The following is a 21,973-nucleotide window of genomic DNA, read 5'->3' on the forward strand; positions in this document are numbered from 1 at the left end:
CCTGAGGTGCGAAGCTTCGGCCCGCTTCGGGGATGGCTCATGCGTGACGCCCGTGACTCAGAGCGTGCCGCCGGTCCGTTCAGGGCCTTTGCCGCCGCGCTGCCGTCCCTGTCGCCCCTGCGCGCGGCCGTGGTCGAGGCCTGTCGGCGGCCGGAGCCCGACTGCGTCGGACCGCTCCTCGACCAAGCGCGCCTGCCGTCCGATGCCGCCCGGCGCGTGGCCGATCAAGCCCGACAACTCGTCGAATCGCTGCGGCGCCGGATGCCCCGCGGGGGCGTCGAGGGTCTGATCCACGAGTATGCCCTGTCGAGCCAGGAGGGCGTGGCGCTGATGTGCCTCGCTGAGGCGCTGCTGCGCATCCCCGACACCGCGACGCGCGACGCGCTGATCCGCGACAAGATCGCGGGCGGCGACTGGCGCGCCCATCTCGGGCACAGCCGGTCGCCCTTCGTGAACGCTGCGACTTGGGGATTGCTCGTCACCGGCCGTCTCACAGCGACCCGGGACGAGGCCGGCCTGTCCGCGGCGCTCACGCGGCTGATCGCCCGCGGCGGCGAGCCGGTGATCCGTGGCGGCGTCGATCTCGCCATGCGGATGATGGGTGAGCAATTCGTCGCCGGCCGGACCATCGAGGAGGCTCTCCGCAACGCCGCGCGGCAGGAGGCGAAGGGTTTCACCTACTCGTACGACATGCTCGGCGAGGCCGCGTTGACCGCGCACGACGCCGAAACCTACTTCCGCGCCTACGAAGAGGCCATCCGGGCGATCGGGGATGCCGCGGCCGGTCGCGGCGCGCTTCTCGGACCCGGAATTTCGGTCAAGCTGTCGGCGCTGCATCCCCGCTACTCGCGGATGCAGCGCGCACGCGTCCTGGCGGAGCTGACGCCGCGGGCGCTTGGGCTCGCGCGCCTGGCGAAGGAGCGTGGCATCGGCTTCAACATCGACGCGGAAGAGGCCGACCGCCTCGATCTGTCGCTGGACGTCCTGGAAGCCCTCGCGACCCATCCGGACCTCGCCGGCTGGGACGGCCTCGGCTTCGTCGTGCAGGCCTACGGCAAGCGCTGTCCCTTCGTGATCGACGTGCTGATCGACCTCGCCCGGCGCAGCCGGCACCGGCTGATGGTGCGTCTCGTGAAGGGCGCCTACTGGGACAGCGAGATCAAACGGGCTCAGGTCGACGGGCTCGCGGATTTCCCGGTCTTCACCCGGAAAGTTCACACGGACGTCTCGTACCTCGCCTGCGCGCGCCGCCTCCTGAACGCGCCGGACGCCGTCTTCCCGCAATTCGCGACCCACAACGCGCAGACACTCGCCACAATCGTGGAGATGGCGGGCCCGGCATTCCGGCTCGGCCAGTACGAGTTCCAGTGCCTGCACGGCATGGGCGAGCCCCTCTACGAGGCGGTGGTGTCCGGGGAGATCCTGCAGAGGCCCTGCCGGATCTACGCGCCCGTGGGCACGCACGAGACCTTGCTGGCCTATCTGGTCCGGCGCCTGCTGGAGAACGGGGCCAATACCTCCTTCGTCAACCGGGTCGCCGACGCCACCGTGCCGGTGGAGACGCTCATCGCCGATCCGGTCGCCGCGGTAGAGGCTGCGGCACATCCGGGCGCGCCGCACCCGCGCATCGCGTTGCCGCGGGCTCTCTACGGTTCGACCCGTGCCAACGCGGCCGGCCTCGACCTCACCGACGAGGCGGCGCTCAGCTGTCTCGCCGAAGGACTTGCTGTGAGCGGGCAAATCGAGTGGCGCGCCGTACCGTCTGGCAGCGATCCCGCTTCGGCCGACGCGGCCGTCATCAATCCGGCGGATCGACGGGACCGGGTGGGCGCGTGGCGGCCGGCCACGCCGGCCGAGATCGAGCGAGCGATCGCACGCGCCGCTGCCGCCTCTGCAGCCTGGGCTGCGACCCCCTGCAGCGATCGGTCCACCACGCTGCGTCGCGCGGCCGACACCCTCGAGGCGAGAATGCCGGTCTTGATCGGCCTGATCGTGCGCGAAGCCGGGAAGTCCTACGCCAACGCCGTGGCGGAGATCCGTGAGGCCATCGACTTCCTGCGCTACTATGCCGTCGAGGCCGAGCGGACGCGCGATGGCGACCACGCACCGCTCGGTCCGGTCGCCTGCATCGCGCCCTGGAATTTCCCGCTGGCGATCTTCGTCGGCCAGGTGGCTGCGGCGCTCGCGGCGGGCAACGCGGTCCTCGCCAAGCCCGCCGAGGAGACCCCCCTGATCGCCGCCGAGGCCGTCCGCTTGCTGCATGCCGCAGGCGTCCCTGAGGAAGCGCTCCAGTTCGTGCCCGGTGACGCCGCGGTCGGGGGCGCTCTGGTCGGCGACGGGCGGGTGCAGGCCGTGATGTTCACGGGCTCGACGGCGGTCTCGAAAGGCATCCAGCGCGTGCTCTCCGACCGCCTCGATCGTCACGGCGAGCCCGTCGCGCTCATCGCCGAGACCGGCGGCCAGAACGCCATGATCGTCGATTCTTCGGCCCTGGCCGAGCAGGTCGTGGCGGATGTCATCGCCTCGGCCTTCGATTCCGCGGGTCAGCGCTGTTCGGCCCTGCGCATCCTGTGCCTGCAGGAGGACATCGCCGACCGGACGCTCGCGATGCTGCTGGGGGCGCTTCGCGAGATGGCGATCGGGGATCCCCGCCGCCTCTCCACGGATATCGGCCCAGTCATCACCGTCGCGGCCGCCGAGGCCATTGCCGGCCACGTGGCGATGATGCGCGCCCGCGGCTTCGCCGTGCACCAGGTCCCCCTTCCGCCGGGCACGGGAGACGGGAGTTTCGTGCCGCCGACGCTGATCGAGATCGAGCGCGTCGCCGACGTCGGGCACGAGGTGTTCGGACCGGTCCTGCACGTCCTGCGCTACGCCCGGACCGACTTCGACCGGCTGCTCGGGGACATCGATGCCACCGGCTACGGCCTTACCTTCGGGCTGCACAGCCGCATCGACGAGACGATCGCGCATGTTCTCGGACAGGTGCGCGCTGGCAACCGTTACGTGAACCGGACCGTGATCGGCGCGGTGGTGGGGGTGCAGCCTTTCGGCGGTTCAGGCCTGTCCGGCACCGGGCCGAAGGCCGGCGGCCCCCTCTATCTCGGCCGGCTCTCCCGGCGGCCGTCGAGCGCCGCCGTTAGCGAGTGGGCAGCCGGTGGTGCGGCGATCCGCCCGTTCCTGGACTGGCTGCGCTCGAACGGCCACGGCCGGATCGCCGACCGTCTCGCGGCCGTCCACTTCCCCACCTTCGCGGAAACGATCCTGGAAGGGCCCGTCGGCGAGCGCAACCTTCACACGGTCCGTCCCCGAGGCCGCGTCGCCGCAATCGCCCTGACCGAGACGGGACTCCTCGTGCAACTCGGGACGATTCTAGGCAGCGGGAACAGCGCGATCGTCGTCACCCCGGAGAACGAGCGATTCAGCCTCCCTGGGCTTCCGCCCGCGTGCGCCGCACGGATTACTTTGGCCGCAGATCTCGAGGCCGCACCGGCGCTCCACGCGGTCCTGTTCGAAGGTGATGCGGCCGGCCTGCTTCGCCTGAACCAGGCCGTCGCGGCGCGCCCCGGGGCGATCGTGCCTGTCCAGGCGCGCACGTCGGAGGCGCTGAACGCAGGCGACCTCTACGGTGCGGCCGGCCTCATTGAGGAGGTCTCGACCGCGATCAACACCGCCGCGGCCGGGGGGAATGCCAGCCTCATGAGCATCGGCTAGGCGGCCGCCATTCGTCAGGCGGCGCGGCGCAGGTTCCAGAACAGGGGCAGGCCCGTGAGCATGCCGTCGAGGTCGCACCGATACGCGGTTGGCTGGAAGTACTGGCCGCACGGGATGTAGGCGCCGACGCCGAGGGCGCGCTCCTGGATCTGCGCGGCCACGACCTTCTGGGCCGCGAGGTCGGGCTCCGCGAACCAAGCCGCGCGCAGGTCCTCGAGGGGCGCGTCGGTCAGCCAGCTCGGGACCCCGGCGCGACCATTGCCGCGGATCACCAGATGGTAGGCCGGCGACAGGTGGTCGAGTCCGCCGGAGAAGATCCCGAACATCGACCAGCCGCCCTGGTCCAGCGGCTTCGGGCTGAGGATCCGCTGATTGACCGTCCCCCAGTCGGTGGCCACGACATCGACGTTCATCCCGAGCTTGCGGCAGACGTCGGCCATGACCTCGCAGATCGCGTTGATCCGCGGCACGTCGGTGCCCGAGAGCAGCACGACACGCTCACCCTTGTAGCCCGCCTCCGCCAGGGCACGCTTGGACGCCGCGAAGTCGCGCGGGCCGGCGAACACGTGAAGTCCGGCGTCCGAGGCCATCGGGCCGCCCGGCGTGAACACGCCTGCCGGGCCGCGCCGAATGGCCGGGTCGCTGCCCGCGACAGCATCCATCATCTCGCCCTGATCGACGGCCGAGAGCAGGGCGCGGCTGATCGCCGGGTTGTCGAAGGGCGGCAGCGTGTGGTTGAGCCGGATCTGTCCGATCAGTCCCGCGGTTTCGACCAGCTCGACGCGCACGGCGCTCTGGCGCATCAGATCAGGGACGAGGTCGACAAGGGGCTGCTCCCACCAGTCGATCTCACCGGAGCGGAGGGCTGCGGCGGCAGTGCCGCCATCGGGGATCGTGCGCCACTCCACCCGGTCGAAATGTGCAATTCGCGGACCGGCCGTGAAGCTCGGCGTACCGTCCTGGCGGGGCCGATAGGCCTCGAACCGGCGGTAGACGTTGAGTGAACCCGGCACCCGCTCGTCGGCGACGTAGCGGTAGGGTCCGCTGCCGACCACTTCTGGCACCGCCTGCGTGGCCGGCACCGTGCTCAGCCGCTCGGGCATGATCACCGGGACGTAGGAGGTCGGCTTGGCCAGTGCGTCCGGCAGGAGGGGGAATGGCCGCTTGAGCCGAAACTCCACCACCGCATCGGATGGGGCCGTCAGCGCGTCCACTGTCGCGAACAACGCGCCCCCGTAGGCATCCCGCTGTGACCAGCGCCTGAGGCTCGCCACCACGTCGCGGGCGAGCACCGGTGTGCCGTCGTGGAAGCGCAGGCCGTCGCGGAGGTTCAGGCGCCACGTCAGGCCGTCCGCCGAAACCGTGTGACCGGCCACCATCTGCGGCTGCGGTCGGTAGGCGGCGTCGAGACTGTAGAGGGTGTCGAACACCATCAGCGCGTGGGTGCGCGTGACGTAGTTGGTCGTGATGATCGGATCGAGCAGGGCCAGATCGGCGTAGGGCACGAAGCGCAGCGTCGTCGCCGAGGCCGCCCGGACCAGGGCTGGCCGCGCGAGGGCTCCGGCCATCAGCGCTCCCGCGCCTTGCAGCAGGGTGCGTCGCTTCATCGATCCATCCCGGTCGCATCTGCAGGTCGTCGCCCCGGCGGGGGGCGCGTATCGCTCGCAAATGGTACGCCAGAGATGGCTTGCTCCGAAAACGTGCAGGCCCGTCCGGCGTCGCGCCGAATGGGCCTACGCGCCCCGCGCGGCGCGTCTTCCTATAGGTCTAGCGGCAAGTCCGGAGGCGGTTGCTCACGCGGCGCGAGACCAGCGAATGTCGCCGAGACTCTCGCGGAAGGCGAAGCGGGCGAGGTGGTCGGAGACCACGTTCTCCAGCCGGGTGAGGTTGACCGGGTCGGCGCTGTCGATCCGCATCAGCAGCGCGTCGGGCTCGGCGTCGAAGGTGCAGATACGGTCCTCGCCGAAGGGCACGGTGCCGTGCATGGAGGTCGCCTCGACCTTGAACTTGTGGCTCCAGTGCCGGCAGAGCTGCTGCAGGTAGCGGCTCGCTTCGGTGGTCTGCACGCGGGCCTGTGAGGTAGGCATTCCGTCGGTCTCCAGAAGGATCAAGAACTGTCTGTCGGGGACGGGTCGTGTCTCGATCTCGCACATGCGAGATAGGAAAGCCTCAGAGCAATTGCCATGCCCAGCGGTGACGGACACGTCGCCGTCGTCTCTCTGCGAAGGTCGGTCCGAAGCGTTAGCGGCCGCTTAACACCTCAGGCGCCCGCGACGGATCGCGACGACGCGTGGCTCTCCTGCACCCATCTGCGTCCCGAATTATGGCGCGGCGCACAAAATCGCGCCGCGTGACGCTGTCAGCTGTCCGGCCTGAGCGCGATGACCTTGCCGGGATTGAGAAGGTTAAGGGGGTCGATCGCGCCCTTCAGCCGGCGCATCAGGTCGAGACCCACCGGATCGCCGTAGCGTTCGAGCTCGTCGCGCTTGATCAGGCCGACCCCGTGCTCCGCCGCGATCGAGCCGCCGAGGCCGTGGACGATGTCGTGGACGATTCGGTTGAACCGACCCCATTCCGCCAGGAAGTCCGCAGGCGGCATCTCCGCGGGCTGCGTCAGGTTGAAGTGGATGTTGCCGTCGCCGAAATGCCCGAAGCCGCAGGGTCTGAGACCCGGCATCACGGCGATGCAGGCGTCTTCGGCCTGCTCCAGGAAGTCGGGCAGGCGCGAGAGCGGCACCGAAACGTCGTGCTTGATCGAAGCGCCTTCCCGCGTCTGGGCCTCGGGAACGCCTTCGCGCAGGCGCCAGAGGGCGTCGTCCTGCGCGCCGCTCGCGCCGATTGCCGCGTCGGCGATCAGGCCATCCGCCATGGCGTCTGAAAGGGCGGCCTCCAACCCGGCACGCGCATCGGCATCCGGCCGCGCCGAGGCCGCCTCGATCAGCGCGTAGGCGCCGTGCGGATCCGCCAGCGGACGGACCGTACCCGGAACATGCCGCAGGACGATCTCCAGGGCGAAGGGCGGCAGGTACTCGAAGGCCGTGAGGTCCCGGTCCAGCCGGGACCGGAGGAACACGAACAGATCGAGGGCCGCCCGGGCCGAGTCCAGGCCGACGAAGGCGACGCCGGTGGTCCTGGGCTTCGGGAACAGCTTGAGCACGGCCGCGGTCACGATGCCCAACGTGCCCTCGGACCCGATGAAAAGCTGCTTCAGGTCGTAGCCGGCGTTGTCCTTGCGCAGGGCCTTAAGCCCGTTCCAGACCCGTCCGTCGGCCAGGACCACTTCGAGACCGAGGACGAGGTCCCGCGCGTTGCCGTAGGCCAGGACCGCGATACCGCCGGCGTTCGTGCTGATGCCGCCTCCGATCCGGGCTGAGCCGCGCGACGCGTAGGAAAGCGGGAACAGCATGCCGGCCGCGTCGGCCGCCGCCTGCACCTCCTGCAGGATCATCCCGGCCTCCACGGTGATGGTGGCGTCCACGGGATCGACCGCGCGCAGCCGCGCCAGCCGCTCCAGGGAGAGGACGACACCACCGTGCGGCACCCCGGCGCCAGTGAGCCCGGTATTACCGCCGAGGGGAACCACCGCGACGCCCGCCTGCGTGCAGGCGCGGACCGCGAAGGCGACCTCCTCGGTGCTGCCAGGGCGCAGGACGGCGAGAGCCGAGCCGGTGAACAGCTTCCGGCTCTCGACCAGATAGGGCGCCATGTCCTCCGGATCGGTCACCACGTGCCGATCGCCCAGGCCATCCCGGAGCGCGGCGAGCAAAGTGTCGAGGGAGGCGGCCATCGGAGTCATCGGTAAAATTTTGTAGGCCACAGCGCCGTCGTGGCAAGCGCCGGGATGGCGCGGGCCGGCGCGGAGCTTACAACGGTCCGGTAGTTGCCGGGCGGAGCGTCGTCCGGCCGTCGAACGATCCACCGCAGAGGCAGAGATGCTCTCCGTCATTCAGAACCCGCCCCGCGTCGCGCTTCCGATCGTCGGCAGCAGCGACCTCTTTCCCGTCCGGCGCGTCTACTGCGTCGGCCGCAACTACGCCGCCCATGCCCGCGAGATGGGTGCGGACCCGGACCGCGAGCCGCCGTTCTTCTTCATGAAGCCCGCCGACGCGCTCCAGATCGTCGGTGCCGAGCCGACGCCCCATGCGTACCCGCCGAAGACGCGGAGCTACCATTTCGAGGTCGAGATGGTGGCTGCGCTCGCCGGCGGCCGCAGCGACATCCCGGTGGCGAGCGCCCTGGACCACGTCTACGGCTACGCGGTCGGCCTCGACATGACCCGCCGCGATCTCCAGGACGAGGCCAAGAAGATGGCGCGGCCCTGGGACCTCGGGAAGGCAGCGGACGGCTCGGGCCCGATCGGCGCTTTGCACCCGGCTTCCGAGATTGGGCACCCGAGGCGCGGTTCGATCACCCTGTCGGTGGACGGCGAGACGCGCCAGAAGGGTGATCTGGGCGATATGATCTGGTCGGTGGCCGAGCAGATCGCCTACCTGTCGGAGTACTTCATCCTCCAGCCGGGCGACCTGATCTTCACCGGCACGCCCTCCGGCGTCGGTCCCGTCGAGCGCGGACAGCGAATGGTGGCGGCCATTGACGGGCTCGGCGCGATCACGCTCGACGTCGCCTGATCCGACATGATCCTTGATCGGCCGCTGTTCCGGCACCTGTTTCACCTCGGGGCTCTCGCGTCCCGAGGCATGACGCTCGGCGTGCGCGGCATCGCCCTGGACGCGCAGGGCTGCGTAGCGCTGGTACGTCACACCTATGTCAGCGGGTGGCACCTGCCGGGCGGCGGCGTGGAGCGGGGCGAGACGGCGCACGACGCGATGGTCCGGGAGTTCCGCGAGGAGACGGGGATCGTCGCCGGGGAGCGGCTCCGCCTCCACGGCCTCTACCGCAATGTGGTCGCGGCTCCGCGGGACCACGTCGCGCTGTTCATCCTTGAGGCCTTCACCATCCCGCAGCCGAAGGTCCCGGACCGCGAGATCGCCGCCTGCGCATTCTTTCCGATCGATGCGCTGCCTGACGACACGACACGCGGGACGCGGACCCGCCTCGACGAACTCCGCCTGGGACGTCCGCCCGCCCCGAATTGGTGAATCGGCGCCCGGGGCAAAAGAGACGCTTGCGTCGTCCGGCGGAATGGTGTTTAGAGAGCGCCGCCGGGGGCCGCCGGCACGAAAGTTCGGGCGGCGCGGCACTAGTGAGCGGGTGTAGCTCAGGGGTAGAGCACAACCTTGCCAAGGTTGGGGTCGAGGGTTCGAATCCCTTCGCCCGCTCCAGTTTTCCCAACCCATCTATTGATTTACGAGGCCGCACCTTCGCGGCCTTTGTCGTTCCTGACCGGTTGCGGGATCGTCCTACCCCACCGGGCGGTCTGATCCGAACGTTGGTGCAGGATCACCGAGAACATTGCGCTGAGCGCGGTCCACTTTGCCGGGTCCGGGGGCACTGCGCGACGGGCCCGAAGCCAGCCCGGCAGCGTTGCGCCCATCACAGCTACCGAGCAGGCCTCCAGAGCATCTTGGAAGCCGAAATTACGAGAGCCCCCTTTATACGTCCGATCACCGACGATTGCTTGTAATTTATGTACTACCAAAGACGGTCGCGGTGTTAGCTCAAGAATGACGCTGATATTGATGCAGCAGCGGCATTATAGGCTTTGCGAGCCCACAACAAGCTCATCCCCGTTAATCGACGACCGGCCGGTCCGGTGATTTCGGCTTGAATCTGGCCTGTCTGCTGGGCTCTACTCCCGAAGGCTGAGCCGGGAGTTCGACATGGAAAGGCAGGTTCCTGTCGCACCGGAAGTGCAGCGTCAGCGAGCCAGGTTTATCTTGCAGGAGCCGGTTCCGAGCAAGTCCTTCTCTCGGCTCGGCGTCTATACTTGCCTTGTCGTCTGCGTCACCTGTCTAGGCGCCGCAGCTGGGCAGATCGATGCCAGCATCGTCCAGCTGGGATTGCCAGCTCTGGAGCAAGCCTTCGATGCGTCGCTCGATCAGGTGAGCTGGGTCGCGGTGGGCTACAGCCTCGCATTCGCCGCGGTGCTGCCCGTCTACGCTCGGCTGGCCGAAATTGCCGGGCGCAAGCTGATGTACCTTCTCGGCTTCGCGCTGTTCGGGCTGTTCTCGGCTCTATGCGGATTAGCCCCGAGTCTGCCGTGGCTCATCGCCTTTCGCGTGCTGCAAGGCATGAGCGGAGCTCTACTCGGGGCGAACAGCATCGTCATCCTCGTGGCAGCCACAGATCAATCTCAGCGTGGACGTGCGATGGGACTGTTCGCCAGCGCCCAGGCCATCGGTGTGAGTACGGGACCAGCACTCGGTGGCCTGCTGCTGAGCAACCTCGGCTGGCACTGGATCTTCTGGGTGACCGTGCCGTTCGCTGCTCTCGGAGCGGTGCTGGGCTGGGTGCTCGTGCCGGTGAGCGCGCGGCTCAGCGAGGCAGTTACGTTCGACTGGTGGGGCGCGCTTTTGCTGATCCCAGCCCTGAGCGCGTTGATGATGACGCTCACCGAGCTGAATGCCTGGTGGCCATACTCGCCCGCGATGCTCATCTGCGCGACGTCAGCAGCCGTTTTGCTGACAGGGTTTGTCTGGTGGGAGAAGCGTGCCCCTGCACCGCTGATCGACTTGCGCTTGTTTCGGTCGCGGGCCTTCACCGGCAAGACGGTCGCCACCTTGCTGTCCTACGCGATGCTGTACGGGATGTTCTTCACCATGTCGTTCGCGCTGGTGCGCGGCTACCACGACGCGCCGCTTTCGGCGGGACTGCGGCTCGCCATCATACCCGTTGCGCTCGGCGTGGTGGCGCCGTTTAGCGGCAGCCTCTCAGAGCACTGGCCGCGTCTTACGACAAAGGTCAGCATGGGATTGTGCGCGGCTGCGACTGTCGGTCTGAGCCGAACGCTCACCGGCAATCCCAGCAGCGAGCCGGCCATGATGATGTTGCTGGCCATGTATGGGGTGGGACTCGGCTTGTTCATCGCCCCGAACAACAGCGCCACTCTAGCGGCGGCACCGGCCGAGCATGCCGGACAGGCGGGCGGCCTGTTGAACCTCATGCGGGCATTCGGCACGGCAACAGGGGTGGCAACTGCTTCCACGTTGCTCGCATGGCGCTTGGAATTAGCGTCTGGCGTTCACGGACGTACAATTGGGGCGAGCGAGCACGCCTTGTTGGGCGCGGCGAGCGACGTGATGATCCTACTGACCGCGCTCGCGGTGGCGACGATGCTTGCCGCATCATTGGAAGATCGAGGGTGGTCTTGGACGCAGCCTACCTGATCCCTTCGCCGATCCGCCTTCGTCGGCTCGCCTGGCAGAGGCATGCCGGTCGGAGGGTGTTTCCGGGCGCGCTCCGGCGCCCGAACGCATCGCTTTCAGCGGACGCCGCGTACCGGTGTCGCCGGCATCATGACCACGGCAATCTTCGCCGCTCAGCGTGCGGCGCAACGCGCCGTCCCCGTATCACAACGAGCGTCGCTTCTCCGACTTGAGCGCCGCGACTGCCAAGGCCGCGTGCGGCCAAGCCGAGCCGATTGCATCGCGCCCTCTGCCGCCGACCGGCCGATCGGACTGATGGGATCCGAATGGGGCGTGCCGCTTTCCAGTCGGATCAGGACTGGATACCTGTGCCTGCGCGGGATGTCTGCGGGTTCGCCGAACGCTCAAGGGCCGGGACCGGTCCAATGACAGCGATTGGCCGGTCCGCCTGCTCTGTCCGCAGTCGGTCGCGCGGCGACCGACTGCGGCTTCCATTACTCAGCCGGCTGCAGCGCGCCCGTCGGCACAGCTTCACGCACGCTCCGTCCGGCGAGGGCGTCGGCGAGCTTGGCTTCATCGACCTCGTTCTCCCAGCGCGCAACCACGATGCAGGCGACCGCATTGCCGATGAAGTTGGTCAGAGCCCGGCACTCAGACATGAACCGGTCGACCCCAAGGATCAGTGCCATGCCGACCACCGGCACGGACGGCACCACCGCCAGCGTCGCCGCCAGGGTAATGAAGCCCGAGCCCGTGACGCCCGCCGCCCCCTTCGAGGACAGCATCGCCACGAGCAGCAGCAGCGCCTGCTCGCCGAGGCTCAGCGGTGTGTCGGTCGCCTGGGCGATGAACAGCGCCGCCATGGTCATGTAGATGTTGGTGCCATCGAGGTTGAACGAGTAGCCCGTGGGCACCACGAGGCCGACCACCGGCTTCGAGCAGCCGGCCCGCTCCATCTTCTCCAGCAGCGAGGGCAGCGCCGACTCGGACGAGGACGTGCCGAGCACGAGAAGCAACTCTTCCTTGATGTAGCGGATGAGCTTGATGATCGAGAAGCCGTTGTAGCGGGCGACCGCTCCCAGCACGACCAGCACGAAGATCGCCGACGTCAGATAGAAGGCGGCGACGAGGTAGGCGAGGTTGGCCAGCGAGCTGATGCCGTACTTGCCGATCGTGAATGCCATCGCGCCGAAGGCGCCGATCGGGGCGACCTTCATGATGATGTTGACGACGCCGAAGATCGCCTCGGAGAGCACCTTGATGATGTCGAGCACCGGCTTGCCGCGGTCACCCAGGAAGGCGAGGCCGAAGCCGAACAGCACCGAGAAGAACAGCACCTGCAGGATCTCGCCGCCCGCGAAGGCGCCGACAGCCGTCGTGGGGATGATGTTCATCAGGAAATCGACGATGCTCTGCTCCTTCGCCTTGCCGGCGTAGGTGGCGATCGCCTTCGGATCGAGCGACTTCGGGTCGATGTGCAGTCCGTTGCCGGGCTGGAGCACGTTGGCGACGACGAGGCCGACGATCAGCGCCAGCGTCGAGAACGTCAGGAAGTAGATCAGCGCCTTGCCGCCGACACGGCCGACCTTCTCGAGGTTGGTCATCCCGGCGATGCCGGAGACAACAGTGAGGAAGATCACCGGGGCGATGATCATCTTGACGAGCTTGATGAAGGCGTCACCGAGCGGCTTCAGCTCGGCGCCGAGCTGCGGATAGAAATGTCCGAGCAAGATGCCGATCGCCACCGCGACCAGGACTTGGAAGTACAAGGTCCTGTAGATCGGCCTGGGCTTGGCGGGCGGATGGGGTGCTGTGAGCGGGGATGGTACGGCAACCATGGGGCGTTCTCCCTGTCGTCGGGTTTCATCGGGGCGGCTGGCGCCGGCGTAGTCCGGCAGGTTCCGCGCTTGGTCTTGGCCTTCCGGAACACAGCTTTGCCTTGAGGACATGGCTGTGTTTCATTCTGTGAATGGCAACGGCCGTGCCACGAGATGGGCGCCGACGATCTTTTGTTAAAACGTTGTTCCGTATGAGATTTTTCAAAACGCTGATCGGCTGCCGGGTCGCCGGTCGTGCGGAAATCCGCACCCGCATGGCCGGAACGGTCTGGTTCTCCGCTCCGGTGGATGTTCCGTGATCGAGGCCTCGGAAACCACGCGGCAGCGGGCGGCCCGGATCATGCCGGGTCGCGGCTTGATCGTCCTCGCCTGCCTGTGCGCAATCGTCACCGCGGCCTGGCTCGCGGGACGCGCCGCGGAGCGCTGGGCGCTCACGGATCTGCGGCGCGGGGCCCGATCGGCGATCGGGCTCCAAGTCGGCTTGCTGCTTGCCGAGATGCAGAAGCAGGCATCCCTGCCGCTGGCGCTCGCCGCCGACCCGGAGGTCGCTGCGGCGGTCGCATCGGGAGCCGGGCGCGAACTCCTGGACCGGGTCGACCGCCGGCTCTCCGAAGTGGCAGCGGCCACCGGCGCGGCGGTGATCTACGTCATCGGTGCCGAAGGGGTAACTGTGGCGGCCAGCAATGCCGGCGGCGACGGAAGCTTCGTCGGGCGCGACTACGCATTCCGTCCGTACTTCCGGCAGGCGGTCACCGAGGGCGCGGGTTCGCAATTCGCCCTCGGCACCGTCAGCGGCCGGCCCGGTCTCTACCTGGCCCGGCGCATCGGCGCGGCGGTCGGGGTCGTGGTGGTCAAGGTCGAATTCGACGCGGTCGAGGCGGCTTGGCGGGCCGCTCAGGAAGTCACGTTCGTCACCGATGCCCGCGGCATCGTCCTCGTCACCAGCGAGCCGTCCTGGCGTTTCGGGACGCTCGACGCCCTGGACGCTGCCGAACGCGCCCGGATCAAGGCGGGTCGCGAGTTCGGAACCGCGGCGCTGGAGCGGTTGCCCCTGCATGCTACCGGCCAGGCCGATGTCAGTCGCATCGGGCGTGGGGCGCTCCCGGCCTGGACGGCGATCACCACCCAGGCGCCTGTGCCCGGGACCGGCTGGACCCTGCACACGCTGACCCCGGTCGGAACCACAGTGGAGCGCGAGCGGCTTCAGGCCTGGATCATCGCTGCCCTGACCACGGCGCTGGCGGGCTTCGGGGCCGTAGCCCTGGCTGACCGGGGCCGCCGGACGCGGGCGCGGCTTGCGGAAGCGGCCTCGCGCCGGGCAGAGCTGGAGAGCCGCGTCGCTGAGCGAACCCGCGCCCTGCGGGAAGCCAACGCGCAGCTGCGCGCCGAGATCGAGGAGCGGCAGCGCGCTGAGGCCGAGCGCGAGCGCCTCGGCCGCGAGCTCGCCCAGGCCGGCCGGCTTGCGGCTCTCGGACAGTTCGCCGCCAGCATGGCGCACGAGATCAACCAGCCGCTCGCCGCGATCCGCTCCTACGCGGACAACACTGCGGTCCTCGTCCGCCGCGGCCGGACGGAGGACGCGGCCGAGAACGCCGCCGCCATCGGCCGGCTCACCGATCGCATCGCCGGGCTTACGCGACAGCTCAAGGGGTTCGCCCGGCGCGCCTCGCCGCGCCGGGAGCCGGTGCCGCTTGGCGGAGTGCTGGACAACGCACTGGAACTGGTGCGCGCCCGCGCCGCCGCCCTGGGCGTGCCCCTGGAGGCGGACGCGTCCGATCCGGAGCTGCGCGTCCTCGGGGACGGGCCGCGTCTGGAGCAGGTGCTGGTCAACCTTCTCCAGAACGCCCTCGACGCGGTGGCCGGACGTCCCGACGCCCGCGTCGGTCTGCGCGTCGATGCCGCGGTTTCCGAGCGCGTGGCGGTGGAAGTGACTGACTCCGGCCCCGGGATCCCGACGGCGGAGCGCGGCCAAGTCTTCGATGCGTTCTTCACGACCAAAAGCGACGGCCTCGGGCTCGGCCTCGCCATCGCCCGCGGGATCGTGGAGGATTGCGGTGGGAACCTGACTTTGGTCTGCGAACCGGGGGGCGGCACGGTTTTCCGGATGGAGCTCATCCGGGCGGCGGGGGCGGATCGGGCATCGGGGCAGCGCGTGGGGGCGGCGCAGTGAGTGAAGGCGGAGCGGGAACGCCCGAGCGCGTCGTGTTCATCGACGACGAAGCCGAGGTGCGCCGGGCCAACGGCCAGAGTCTGGAGCTCGATGGCTTTGCCGTCGAGGCCTTCCCGGCGGCCGAGCCGGCCCTCGCGGCGATCCTGGCCTCTCCGCCAGGCGTCGTGATCAGCGACGTGCGTCTGCCGGGCCTCGACGGGATCGGCCTTCTGGCACGGCTGCAACGGGTTGATCCGGATCTGCCGGTGATCTTGATCACAGGCCACGGCGACATCCGCATGGCCGTGGCGGCCATGCAGGGCGGTGCCTACGATTTCCTGGCCAAGCCCTATCCGGCCGAGGCACTGGTCGCCTCGGTGCGCCGGGCACTGGAGAGGCGGCGTCTCGTCCTGGAGAACCGGGCGCTGCGTGCCCGGCTCGACGCGGCGGTCAAGGAGGACTCCGCCTTTCTGGGCGATTCCCCCGCGATGGACCGTCTGCGGACGCTCGTGCGCGAGGTGGCGCGAGCCGATGTCGACGTGCTCGTCTTCGGCGAGACCGGGTCCGGCAAGGAGGTGGTGGCGGGCGCCCTGCACCGCTGGAGCCGCCGCGCCGGGCGCAATCTTGTGGCGATGAATTGCGGTGCCCTGCCGGACTCCGTGGTGGAGAGCGAGCTGTTTGGGCACGAGGCGGGCGCCTTCACCGGGGCGGTCAAGCGCCGCGTGGGCCGGATCGAGCATGCCCACGGCGGCACGCTGTTCCTCGACGAGATCGAGAGCATGCCTTTGCCACTTCAAGTCAAGCTCCTGCGGGTGCTCCAGGAGCGCGCCGTGGAACCGCTCGGCACCAACGAGGTGCGGCCGGTCGACATGCGGGTCGTGGCAGCCACCAAGGTCGATCTTGGGCAAGCGGCGGCGCAGGGCACGTTCCGCGACGATCTCTACCACCGCCTCAACGTCATAACGGTGGCGATCCCGCCCCTGCGCGACCGGGGCGATGATGTGATGCTGCTATTCGAGCACTTCCTGCGCCGCGCGGCCGAGCGCTTCGGGAAGGCGGTGCCGGCGATCACCCCGGCCATTCGCGATCACCTTCGGGAGCACGCCTGGCCCGGCAACGTCCGCGAGCTCGGCCACTTCGCCGAACGCTACGCCCTGGGCTTCGTCGAAGTGCATCAAGTCGCGCCCGAGGGGTCCGCCGGAACGCTGGCCGAGCAGATGGACCGCTACGAGAGCCGGCTCATTCGGGAGGAGCTGCAGGTCGCGGGCGGGGACGTCCGCGCGGCCGCTGAATCGCTCGGCCTGCCGCGCAAGACGCTCTACGATAAGATGACGCGCCACCGACTTAACCCGGCCGATTACCGGTAGCCGCGATCTTGGGGATCGTTTGATCTCAACGGCTCATTCTGCTGCGCCTCCTCCAGATCAGGTCAGCAGATTACGATCCGACCTGTCTGACGCGCAGTCCACGACCGACACGCCGGATGAGGCGAGGCGGGTTGCGGAAATCGAGCGGCCGCGCTCGCGGAGCAGGGTCGGTTTGGTTGAGGTTCGCCCGCCTCCCCGGCGGAGTTGCTCGAAGCCCTCATTCTGCTTTGGCCAGCTGCGGCACGCCGGTCACGCCGCCGCACAGCCGGTCACGTAGCGGCGCCAGCCGCCGAACCGCGTGATATCGGCCGCACCCGCGATACCGGCCGCCTCCACCAGGAAGCCCTTCGGCGTGGTCCCGTCGTTGAGCCGTACGGTACCGATGCTGAGCGGGTCCGGTATTCCGGCCACGAAAGTCCCGAAGGCGGACGGCGGCAACGCCCAGACCTCCGTCTCGATCCCGCTTCCTTCACCGGCGGCCACCCGCAGCAGGCCGGGACGATGCGGCGGCCCGCCGGGCAGGGCGTAGAGGCGGTAATCCGGCCGCGTCACCCCCGCGCGGAGGTACCGGGCGCCGCATGCGACCAGCTCGCCGTTCAGGGGCAGGCCCGACAGATGCGCTCCCACGACCGCCAGCTCGATCTCGCCGGGCCTCGCCGAAGCCGGCCCCGATTTCGCGGTCGGGACCGGTGCCGCACTGGCGCCGATCCGGCCGGCCGAGGCCGCGTGCAGGCGCGCGCCCAGAGCGGCGAGCAACCCGTCGCACCCGCGCGGCGCCAGCAGGGTGACGCCGGAGGGAAAGCTGTCGGTCCTGGAGCGTCCCGGGACTGCGAGGGCGCACCAATCGAGCAGGTTGACGAAGTTGGTGTAGGTCCCGAGTTCGCTGTTCGGCCCGATCGGGTCGGCGGCGACGGACGCACAGGTCCGCGGGCGCGGATAGGTCGGCACGGCGAGGACGTCGATGCGATCCCAGATCGCGTCCGCGTGCCGGCGCAGCTCCGCCAGCCTGTAGAGGCCCGCGAAGGCGTCCGCGGCGCTGTAGCGCTCGGCCGCGGCGATGACCGCCCGCGTCGTCGGGTGCAGGATCCCGGGCCGTGTCTCCATGACCGGCCGGACCGCCGCGTAGCGCTCGGCCACCCACGGACCGTCATAGAGCAGGGCCGCCACGGCGAACATGGGGTCCAGGTCGACCGGCACCCCCGCGCCCGTGATCGCTTCGAGATCCGCGGCCGCCGCCGCGAAGGCCGCCTCCGAGAGGCCGTCGCCGCCAAACCGCCGGCTCGCCGCATCCGGAAGCCCCAGACGCAGACCCGGCGGCAGGCCGGCGGGCGCGGGCGGCACGGGCAGCGCCCGTGACCAGGGATCGGTATTGTCCGGACCCAGCATGACCCGGAAGGCCGCGTCGGCGTCGGCGACGGTGCCGGCGAAGACCGAGAGCGTGTCGAGGGTCCGGCAGGCCGGCAGCATGCCGCGGCTGGAGACCGCCCCGAGGGACGGCTTCAGGCCGACGATGTTGTTCAGCGCCGCCGGCACACGGCCCGAGCCCGCGGTGTCGGTCCCGAGGGCGAAGGACACGATCCCGTGCGCCACCGCCACGGCGGAGCCGCTGCTGGAGCCCCCGGGGACGAAGGCCGGATCGATCGCGTTGCGCGGGGCCGGGTAGGGCGTGCGCAGACCGACGAGCCCGGTGGCGAACTGGTCGAGATTGGTCTTGCCGATCAGGATCGCTCCGGCCGCCAGGAGGCGCGCCACGGCGGGTGCGGTCTCGGTAGGGCTATAGGCGAAGTCTGGGCAGGCGGCGGTGTTCGGCAGCCCGGCCACGTCGATGTTGTCCTTGACGGCAAAGGGCACGCCCCAGAGCGGCATCGACACGGGGTCGAAGGGCGGCAGCGCGGCCGCCGCGGCCTGCGCGTCGGCCTCCGGCACCAGCGCGAGGAAGATGCCGGGATCGTCGACCTCGGCGATCCGGCGATAGGCCGCGGCTACGACGGCGCGCGGGTCGAGGCCGTCGGCATAGGCCGCGTGCAGAAGCGGGATCGTCGGGAAGGGCGGCACGGCGGCTCCTCGGGTCGCGGCTCAGGATGCGTCGCCGGTGGCGCGGTACCAGTCGAGGATCTCTGTCCCCTGCAAGAAGACCGCGTCGGTGCGCGTTAGCATCGCGTCGAGCAACCGTTCCAGCAGGCCGATCCGGTGCGGGACGCCGGTGATGTACGGGTGGATCGCGAAACCCATGACCTTGGCGCCGCCGAGCGGGCCGGGACTCGCAGCCTCGAGAGCGAGCCGGTCGAGGTTGGCGAGCGCCCGGTCCACGAACTCATCGGCCCGGTGGTGCTGGATGGCCAGCAGCGGGATGTCGTTCAGCTCGACCGAGTAGGGGAGGGCGAAGAGCGGCCCGGTGCGCGTCGCGACGCGGCAGGGGCGGTCGTCGACCACGAAGTCGCCGACATATTCGAGGCCGGCCGCGTGCAGGTGGTCGGGCGTGTCGAGGGTCTCGGTGAGACCCGGCCCCAGCCAGCCGCGCGGCGGGCGCCCTGTGATCTCGGTGATCGCCGCGATGGTGCGGGCGATCATCTCCGGCTGGTCGTCGATCCGGTGGGTCGGCACCTGGTGGAAGCCGTGGGCCATGAACTCCCAGCCGGCCGCGTGGGCGGCCTCGGCGATGCGCGGATAGGCTCGGCAGACCGAGCCGTTGATCGACAGGGTCGGGCGGATGCCGCGGCTGGTGAAGGCCTCGAGGAAGCGCCAGAAGCCGACCCGCATACCGTACTCGTGCCACGCCCAGTTCGGGATGTCGGGCAGCAGGCTCGCGGCGGTCGGCGGCACCAGGATCTGGCGCGGCATGGGGTGGTCGATCAGCCAGTGCTCGACATTGACCACCGGCCAGATCGCGACGTGCTTGCCATCGGGCAGGGTCAGCCGCGGCCGGTCGATGGCGGCGGTGTAAGCGAGGCGGTTCTCAGGCCGGCGGGGATCGTCGGGGGCCGTGTCCATCAGGCGGCGGCCCGCGGGGCGTGGTGGCTGTGGAGCTGGGCTGTCAGCATCCGCCGCAGGTCGTTGAAGGCGGGGCTCGACACGTCGCGCCGCCGCGGCAGCTCGACCGGATGGATCGCCTCGATCCGGCCGGGACCCGGCGACATCATCACGATGCGGTCGGCCAGAAAGATCGCCTCCTCGATGGCGTGGGTGACGAACAGGATCGTCAGCCCGGTGCGCGACCACAGGTCGAGCAGCTCGTCCTGCAGGCGCTCGCGGGTCATCGCGTCGAGCGCCCCGAAGGGCTCGTCCATCAGGACCACCTCGGCCTCGTTGGCGAGTACCCGGGCGATGGCGACGCGCTGCTTCATTCCGCCCGAGAGCTGGTGCGGATAGGCGTCGGCGAAGGCCTGGAGGCCGACGAGGGCGATGTAGCGCTCGGCGGTGTCGCGCACCTCGGCGGCGGAGCGGCCCCGCGCCTTCGGGCCGAAGCCGATATTGTCCCGCACGGTGAGCCACGGGAACAGGCCGTAATCCTGGAAGACCATGCCGCGGCTCGGCCCCGGGCCGGCGATGGGCTTGCCCCACATCAGGGCCTCCCCGGCGCTCGGCGCCTCGAAGCCGGCGGCGACCCGCAGCAGCGTCGACTTCCCGCAGCCCGAGGCGCCGAGCAGGCAGACGAACTCGCCCCGCGACACGGTGAGGTTCGCCTCGCGCAGGGCCTCCGTGCGGCGCCCACCCGCCGTGTAGGTCTTCGAGACTGCGCGCATGTCGAGGATCGGGATCGTGGGATCAGCCATGGGTGGGGCTCCAGGCGAGCAGGCGGCGGCCGAGCTGCATGACCAGCCAGTCGGACACGAAGCCCGCGACCCCGATCACCGCCATGCCGCAGATCACGATCTCGGTGCGCGAGAGCTGGCGCGCCTCCATGATGATCGCGCCGAGGCCGGTCTGGACGCCGGTCATCTCGCCGACGACGATCACCACCCAGGCGAAGCCGAGGCCGAGCCGCAGGCCCGTGAAGATCGACGGCAGCGCCGCCGGCAGCACCACCCGGCCGAACTGGGAAGGCCCGGTGCAGCCCAGCATCGCGGCCGCCTCGAACAGGCGCGGCTCCACCGAGCGGACCCCGAACACCGTGTTGACCAGGATCGGGTAGAACGCCCCGAGGAACACGAGGAAGAAGGCCGAGCGCGGCCCGAGGCCGAACAGGATCATGGCGAGCGGCAGCCACGCCGTAACCGGGACCGGCCGCAGCACCTGCAGCACCGGATCGAGGAGGGCCCGGATCAGCGGGACGCGGCCGATCAGCAGGCCGAGCGGCAGGGCCGCGGCGGCCGCGAGCGCGAAGCCGCCGTAGACGCGTCCCAGCGAGGCCGCGAGGTGGGTCCACAAGGTGCCGCTGAACGCGTCGTCGTTGACGCCGCCGACCGCGAGATCCTGCAGCTCGGCCCAGACGTCGGCGGGGGGCGGGATCAGGCTGTAGGGCCGGCCCGCGGTGGTCACCTGCCAGACTGCCAGGAGCAGAGCCGGCACCACGCCGGCGAGCGCCAGCCGGCGCAGATGGACGAGCCCGGACCCGGCCCGGCCGGCCCCGCGGGTCGGGGCCGGCGTCACCGGCAGGGCGCCGGCCTCGACCCCGGTGGTCACGCCCGCCCCATCGCGTCGACGAAGCGAGTGTCGATGAAGCCCGCCTCGGGAAGGCGCTTGATCTGTTTGAGCGCCAGCATGTGCTGCGCGTAGGCGCCGGCCTGACGGACCTCGTCCGGCCCGAGGCGCCAGGTCAGCTCGACGTTCGGGGCCGAGAGTTCGAGCGCCTGGCGCTTCTGGCCGAGCTTGGCCACGGCCATGGCGATCATCGCGTTGCGGTCGCCGGCCGCGAAGTCGGTCGCCTTGCGGTGGATCTCCAGCATGGTCCGGACGAGGTCCGGCCGCTCGGCCAGCGTGTCGCGATGGGCGCCGAACACCATGTTCAGCGCGCCCATCTCGGTGCCGTACGGGTACTCGACGAGCTGCCCGACCCCCGAGGCGAGGCTCACGCCGGGGCCCGGCTCGGCGCCGACATAGGCATCGACGTCACCGCGGGCCAGCGCGATGTGCATCTCCGAGAAGGAGACCCGCACGGGGGTGATGTCCTTCACGGAGAGGCCCTCCATGCGCATCCGCTCCAGGACGAAGACCTCCTGGGTGCTGCCGGGCCAGATCGCGACGCGCTTCCCGCGGAGATCCTTGATGGCGCGGATGTCGGAATCCTTCTTGGCGATCACCGCCATCCCGCGGTTGCAGGTGGAGGCGATGACGACGATCGGCTCGCCGGCCGCGGCCCCCAGCGTCGCCGCCGCGATTCCGAAGGTGCCGAAATCGACCGACTTGGTGACGACGGCGTTCTTGCACTCGGTGGGACTCTCGAACGGCACCACCTCCACCGTCACGCCCGCGGGGGTGAACCGCTCGTAGAAGCTCGGCGCGATCGAGTGGATCAGCTTGAGCGAGCCCATCCGGATGGTAACCGGAGTGCTCTGGGCGCGTGCCCCGGACAACGGCCCGGCGACGAGGCCGGCCCCGAAACCGGCCAGGAGGGTACGGCGGCGGATCATCGCATGGCTCCTGCAGAGTCCCGATGTCCACGACGCTAGGGGCGCACGATGTTGCAAGGAAGTGCTATTA

Annotated in this window: 15 protein-coding genes and 1 tRNA gene; 7 read left to right on the forward strand and 9 right to left on the reverse strand. The window is 69.7% G+C overall.

Annotation, left to right across the window (positions count from 1 at the left end):
- Positions 1 to 39: 39 nt before the first annotated feature.
- A complete protein-coding gene (gene putA, locus MMSR116_RS15400) occupies positions 40 to 3,714 on the forward strand; it encodes a trifunctional transcriptional regulator/proline dehydrogenase/L-glutamate gamma-semialdehyde dehydrogenase (RefSeq protein WP_010682223.1) in 3,675 nt (1,224 codons plus the stop codon).
- Positions 3,715 to 3,728: 14 nt separating this feature from the next.
- Here putA and MMSR116_RS15405 read toward each other — a convergent pair whose 3' ends face one another.
- The 3 genes from MMSR116_RS15405 to MMSR116_RS15415 form a co-directional block, all read right to left on the reverse strand.
- Positions 3,729 to 5,321, reverse strand: a complete 1,593-nt coding sequence (locus tag MMSR116_RS15405) for an ABC transporter substrate-binding protein (protein ID WP_039892220.1) — start codon at positions 5,319 to 5,321, stop codon at positions 3,729 to 3,731.
- 186 nt (positions 5,322 to 5,507) lie between these two features.
- Positions 5,508 to 5,801, reverse strand: a complete 294-nt coding sequence (locus MMSR116_RS15410; RefSeq protein ID WP_039892515.1) for a DUF2218 domain-containing protein — start codon at positions 5,799 to 5,801, stop codon at positions 5,508 to 5,510.
- Between the two features lie 272 nt (positions 5,802 to 6,073).
- Entirely contained in the window at positions 6,074 to 7,510 is a 1,437-nt protein-coding gene (locus tag MMSR116_RS15415; protein WP_432419897.1) for an FAD-binding oxidoreductase, read from the reverse strand.
- A 136-nt stretch (positions 7,511 to 7,646) separates the two neighbouring features.
- On the opposite strand from MMSR116_RS15415, the gene MMSR116_RS15420 reads away from it, so the two are divergent.
- The 4 genes from MMSR116_RS15420 (at position 7,647) to MMSR116_RS15435 (ending at position 11,000) form a co-directional block, all read left to right on the forward strand.
- Positions 7,647 to 8,342 carry a fumarylacetoacetate hydrolase family protein gene (locus MMSR116_RS15420; RefSeq protein ID WP_010682219.1) on the forward strand — a complete coding sequence of 232 codons (696 nt, stop codon included), beginning with the start codon at positions 7,647 to 7,649 and terminating at the stop codon, positions 8,340 to 8,342.
- A gap of 6 nt (positions 8,343 to 8,348) precedes the next feature.
- Entirely contained in the window at positions 8,349 to 8,813 is a 465-nt protein-coding gene (locus tag MMSR116_RS15425) for an NUDIX domain-containing protein (protein WP_039892218.1), read from the forward strand.
- 108 nt (positions 8,814 to 8,921) lie between these two features.
- A tRNA-Gly gene (locus MMSR116_RS15430) sits at positions 8,922 to 8,996 on the forward strand.
- 498 nt (positions 8,997 to 9,494) lie between these two features.
- Positions 9,495 to 11,000, forward strand: a complete 1,506-nt coding sequence (locus tag MMSR116_RS15435; RefSeq protein WP_010682216.1) for an MFS transporter — start codon at positions 9,495 to 9,497, stop codon at positions 10,998 to 11,000.
- Between the two features lie 473 nt (positions 11,001 to 11,473).
- Here the strand turns inward: MMSR116_RS15435 and MMSR116_RS15440 are convergent, their stop codons facing one another.
- Complete coding sequence (locus MMSR116_RS15440; protein WP_010682215.1) at positions 11,474 to 12,817, reverse strand: dicarboxylate/amino acid:cation symporter; 1,344 nt, start codon at positions 12,815 to 12,817, stop codon at positions 11,474 to 11,476.
- 340 nt (positions 12,818 to 13,157) lie between these two features.
- Here MMSR116_RS15440 and MMSR116_RS15445 point away from each other — a divergent pair, with 340 nt between their 5' ends.
- Positions 13,158 to 14,987 (forward strand): ATP-binding protein, encoded by a 1,830-nt coding sequence (locus MMSR116_RS15445; RefSeq protein ID WP_039892514.1) that lies wholly within the window; start codon positions 13,158 to 13,160, stop codon positions 14,985 to 14,987.
- On the forward strand, positions 14,984 to 16,333 hold the full coding sequence (locus MMSR116_RS15450; RefSeq protein ID WP_010682213.1) for a sigma-54-dependent transcriptional regulator: 1,350 nt from the start codon (positions 14,984 to 14,986) through the stop codon (positions 16,331 to 16,333). The genes MMSR116_RS15445 and MMSR116_RS15450 overlap by 4 nt, the downstream gene beginning before the upstream one ends.
- A gap of 249 nt (positions 16,334 to 16,582) precedes the next feature.
- On the opposite strand, the gene atzF is transcribed toward MMSR116_RS15450, so the two are convergent.
- Genes atzF through MMSR116_RS15475 form a run of 5 tightly spaced genes read right to left on the reverse strand, consistent with a single transcriptional unit; the run spans position 16,583 to position 21,903 of the window.
- Positions 16,583 to 18,388, reverse strand: a complete 1,806-nt coding sequence (gene atzF / locus MMSR116_RS15455) for an allophanate hydrolase (RefSeq protein ID WP_010682212.1) — start codon at positions 18,386 to 18,388, stop codon at positions 16,583 to 16,585.
- A 21-nt stretch (positions 18,389 to 18,409) separates the two neighbouring features.
- Entirely contained in the window at positions 18,410 to 19,324 is a 915-nt protein-coding gene (locus tag MMSR116_RS15460) for a polysaccharide deacetylase family protein (RefSeq protein WP_010682211.1), read from the reverse strand.
- Complete coding sequence (locus MMSR116_RS15465) at positions 19,324 to 20,106, reverse strand: ABC transporter ATP-binding protein (RefSeq protein ID WP_010682210.1); 783 nt, start codon at positions 20,104 to 20,106, stop codon at positions 19,324 to 19,326. The genes MMSR116_RS15460 and MMSR116_RS15465 overlap by 1 nt, the downstream gene beginning before the upstream one ends.
- The gene (locus MMSR116_RS15470) at positions 20,099 to 20,956 is read right to left on the reverse strand and encodes an ABC transporter permease (protein ID WP_010682209.1); all 858 of its coding nucleotides are present in this window, start codon (positions 20,954 to 20,956) and stop codon (positions 20,099 to 20,101) included. The genes MMSR116_RS15465 and MMSR116_RS15470 overlap by 8 nt, the downstream gene beginning before the upstream one ends.
- Entirely contained in the window at positions 20,953 to 21,903 is a 951-nt protein-coding gene (locus tag MMSR116_RS15475; protein WP_010682208.1) for an ABC transporter substrate-binding protein, read from the reverse strand. Before MMSR116_RS15475 ends, MMSR116_RS15470 begins: the two co-directional genes overlap by 4 nt.
- Between the last annotated feature and the right edge of the window lie 70 nt (positions 21,904 to 21,973).

This window comes from Methylobacterium mesophilicum SR1.6/6 (assembly GCF_000364445.2).
GTDB lineage: Bacteria > Pseudomonadota > Alphaproteobacteria > Rhizobiales > Beijerinckiaceae > Methylobacterium > Methylobacterium mesophilicum_A.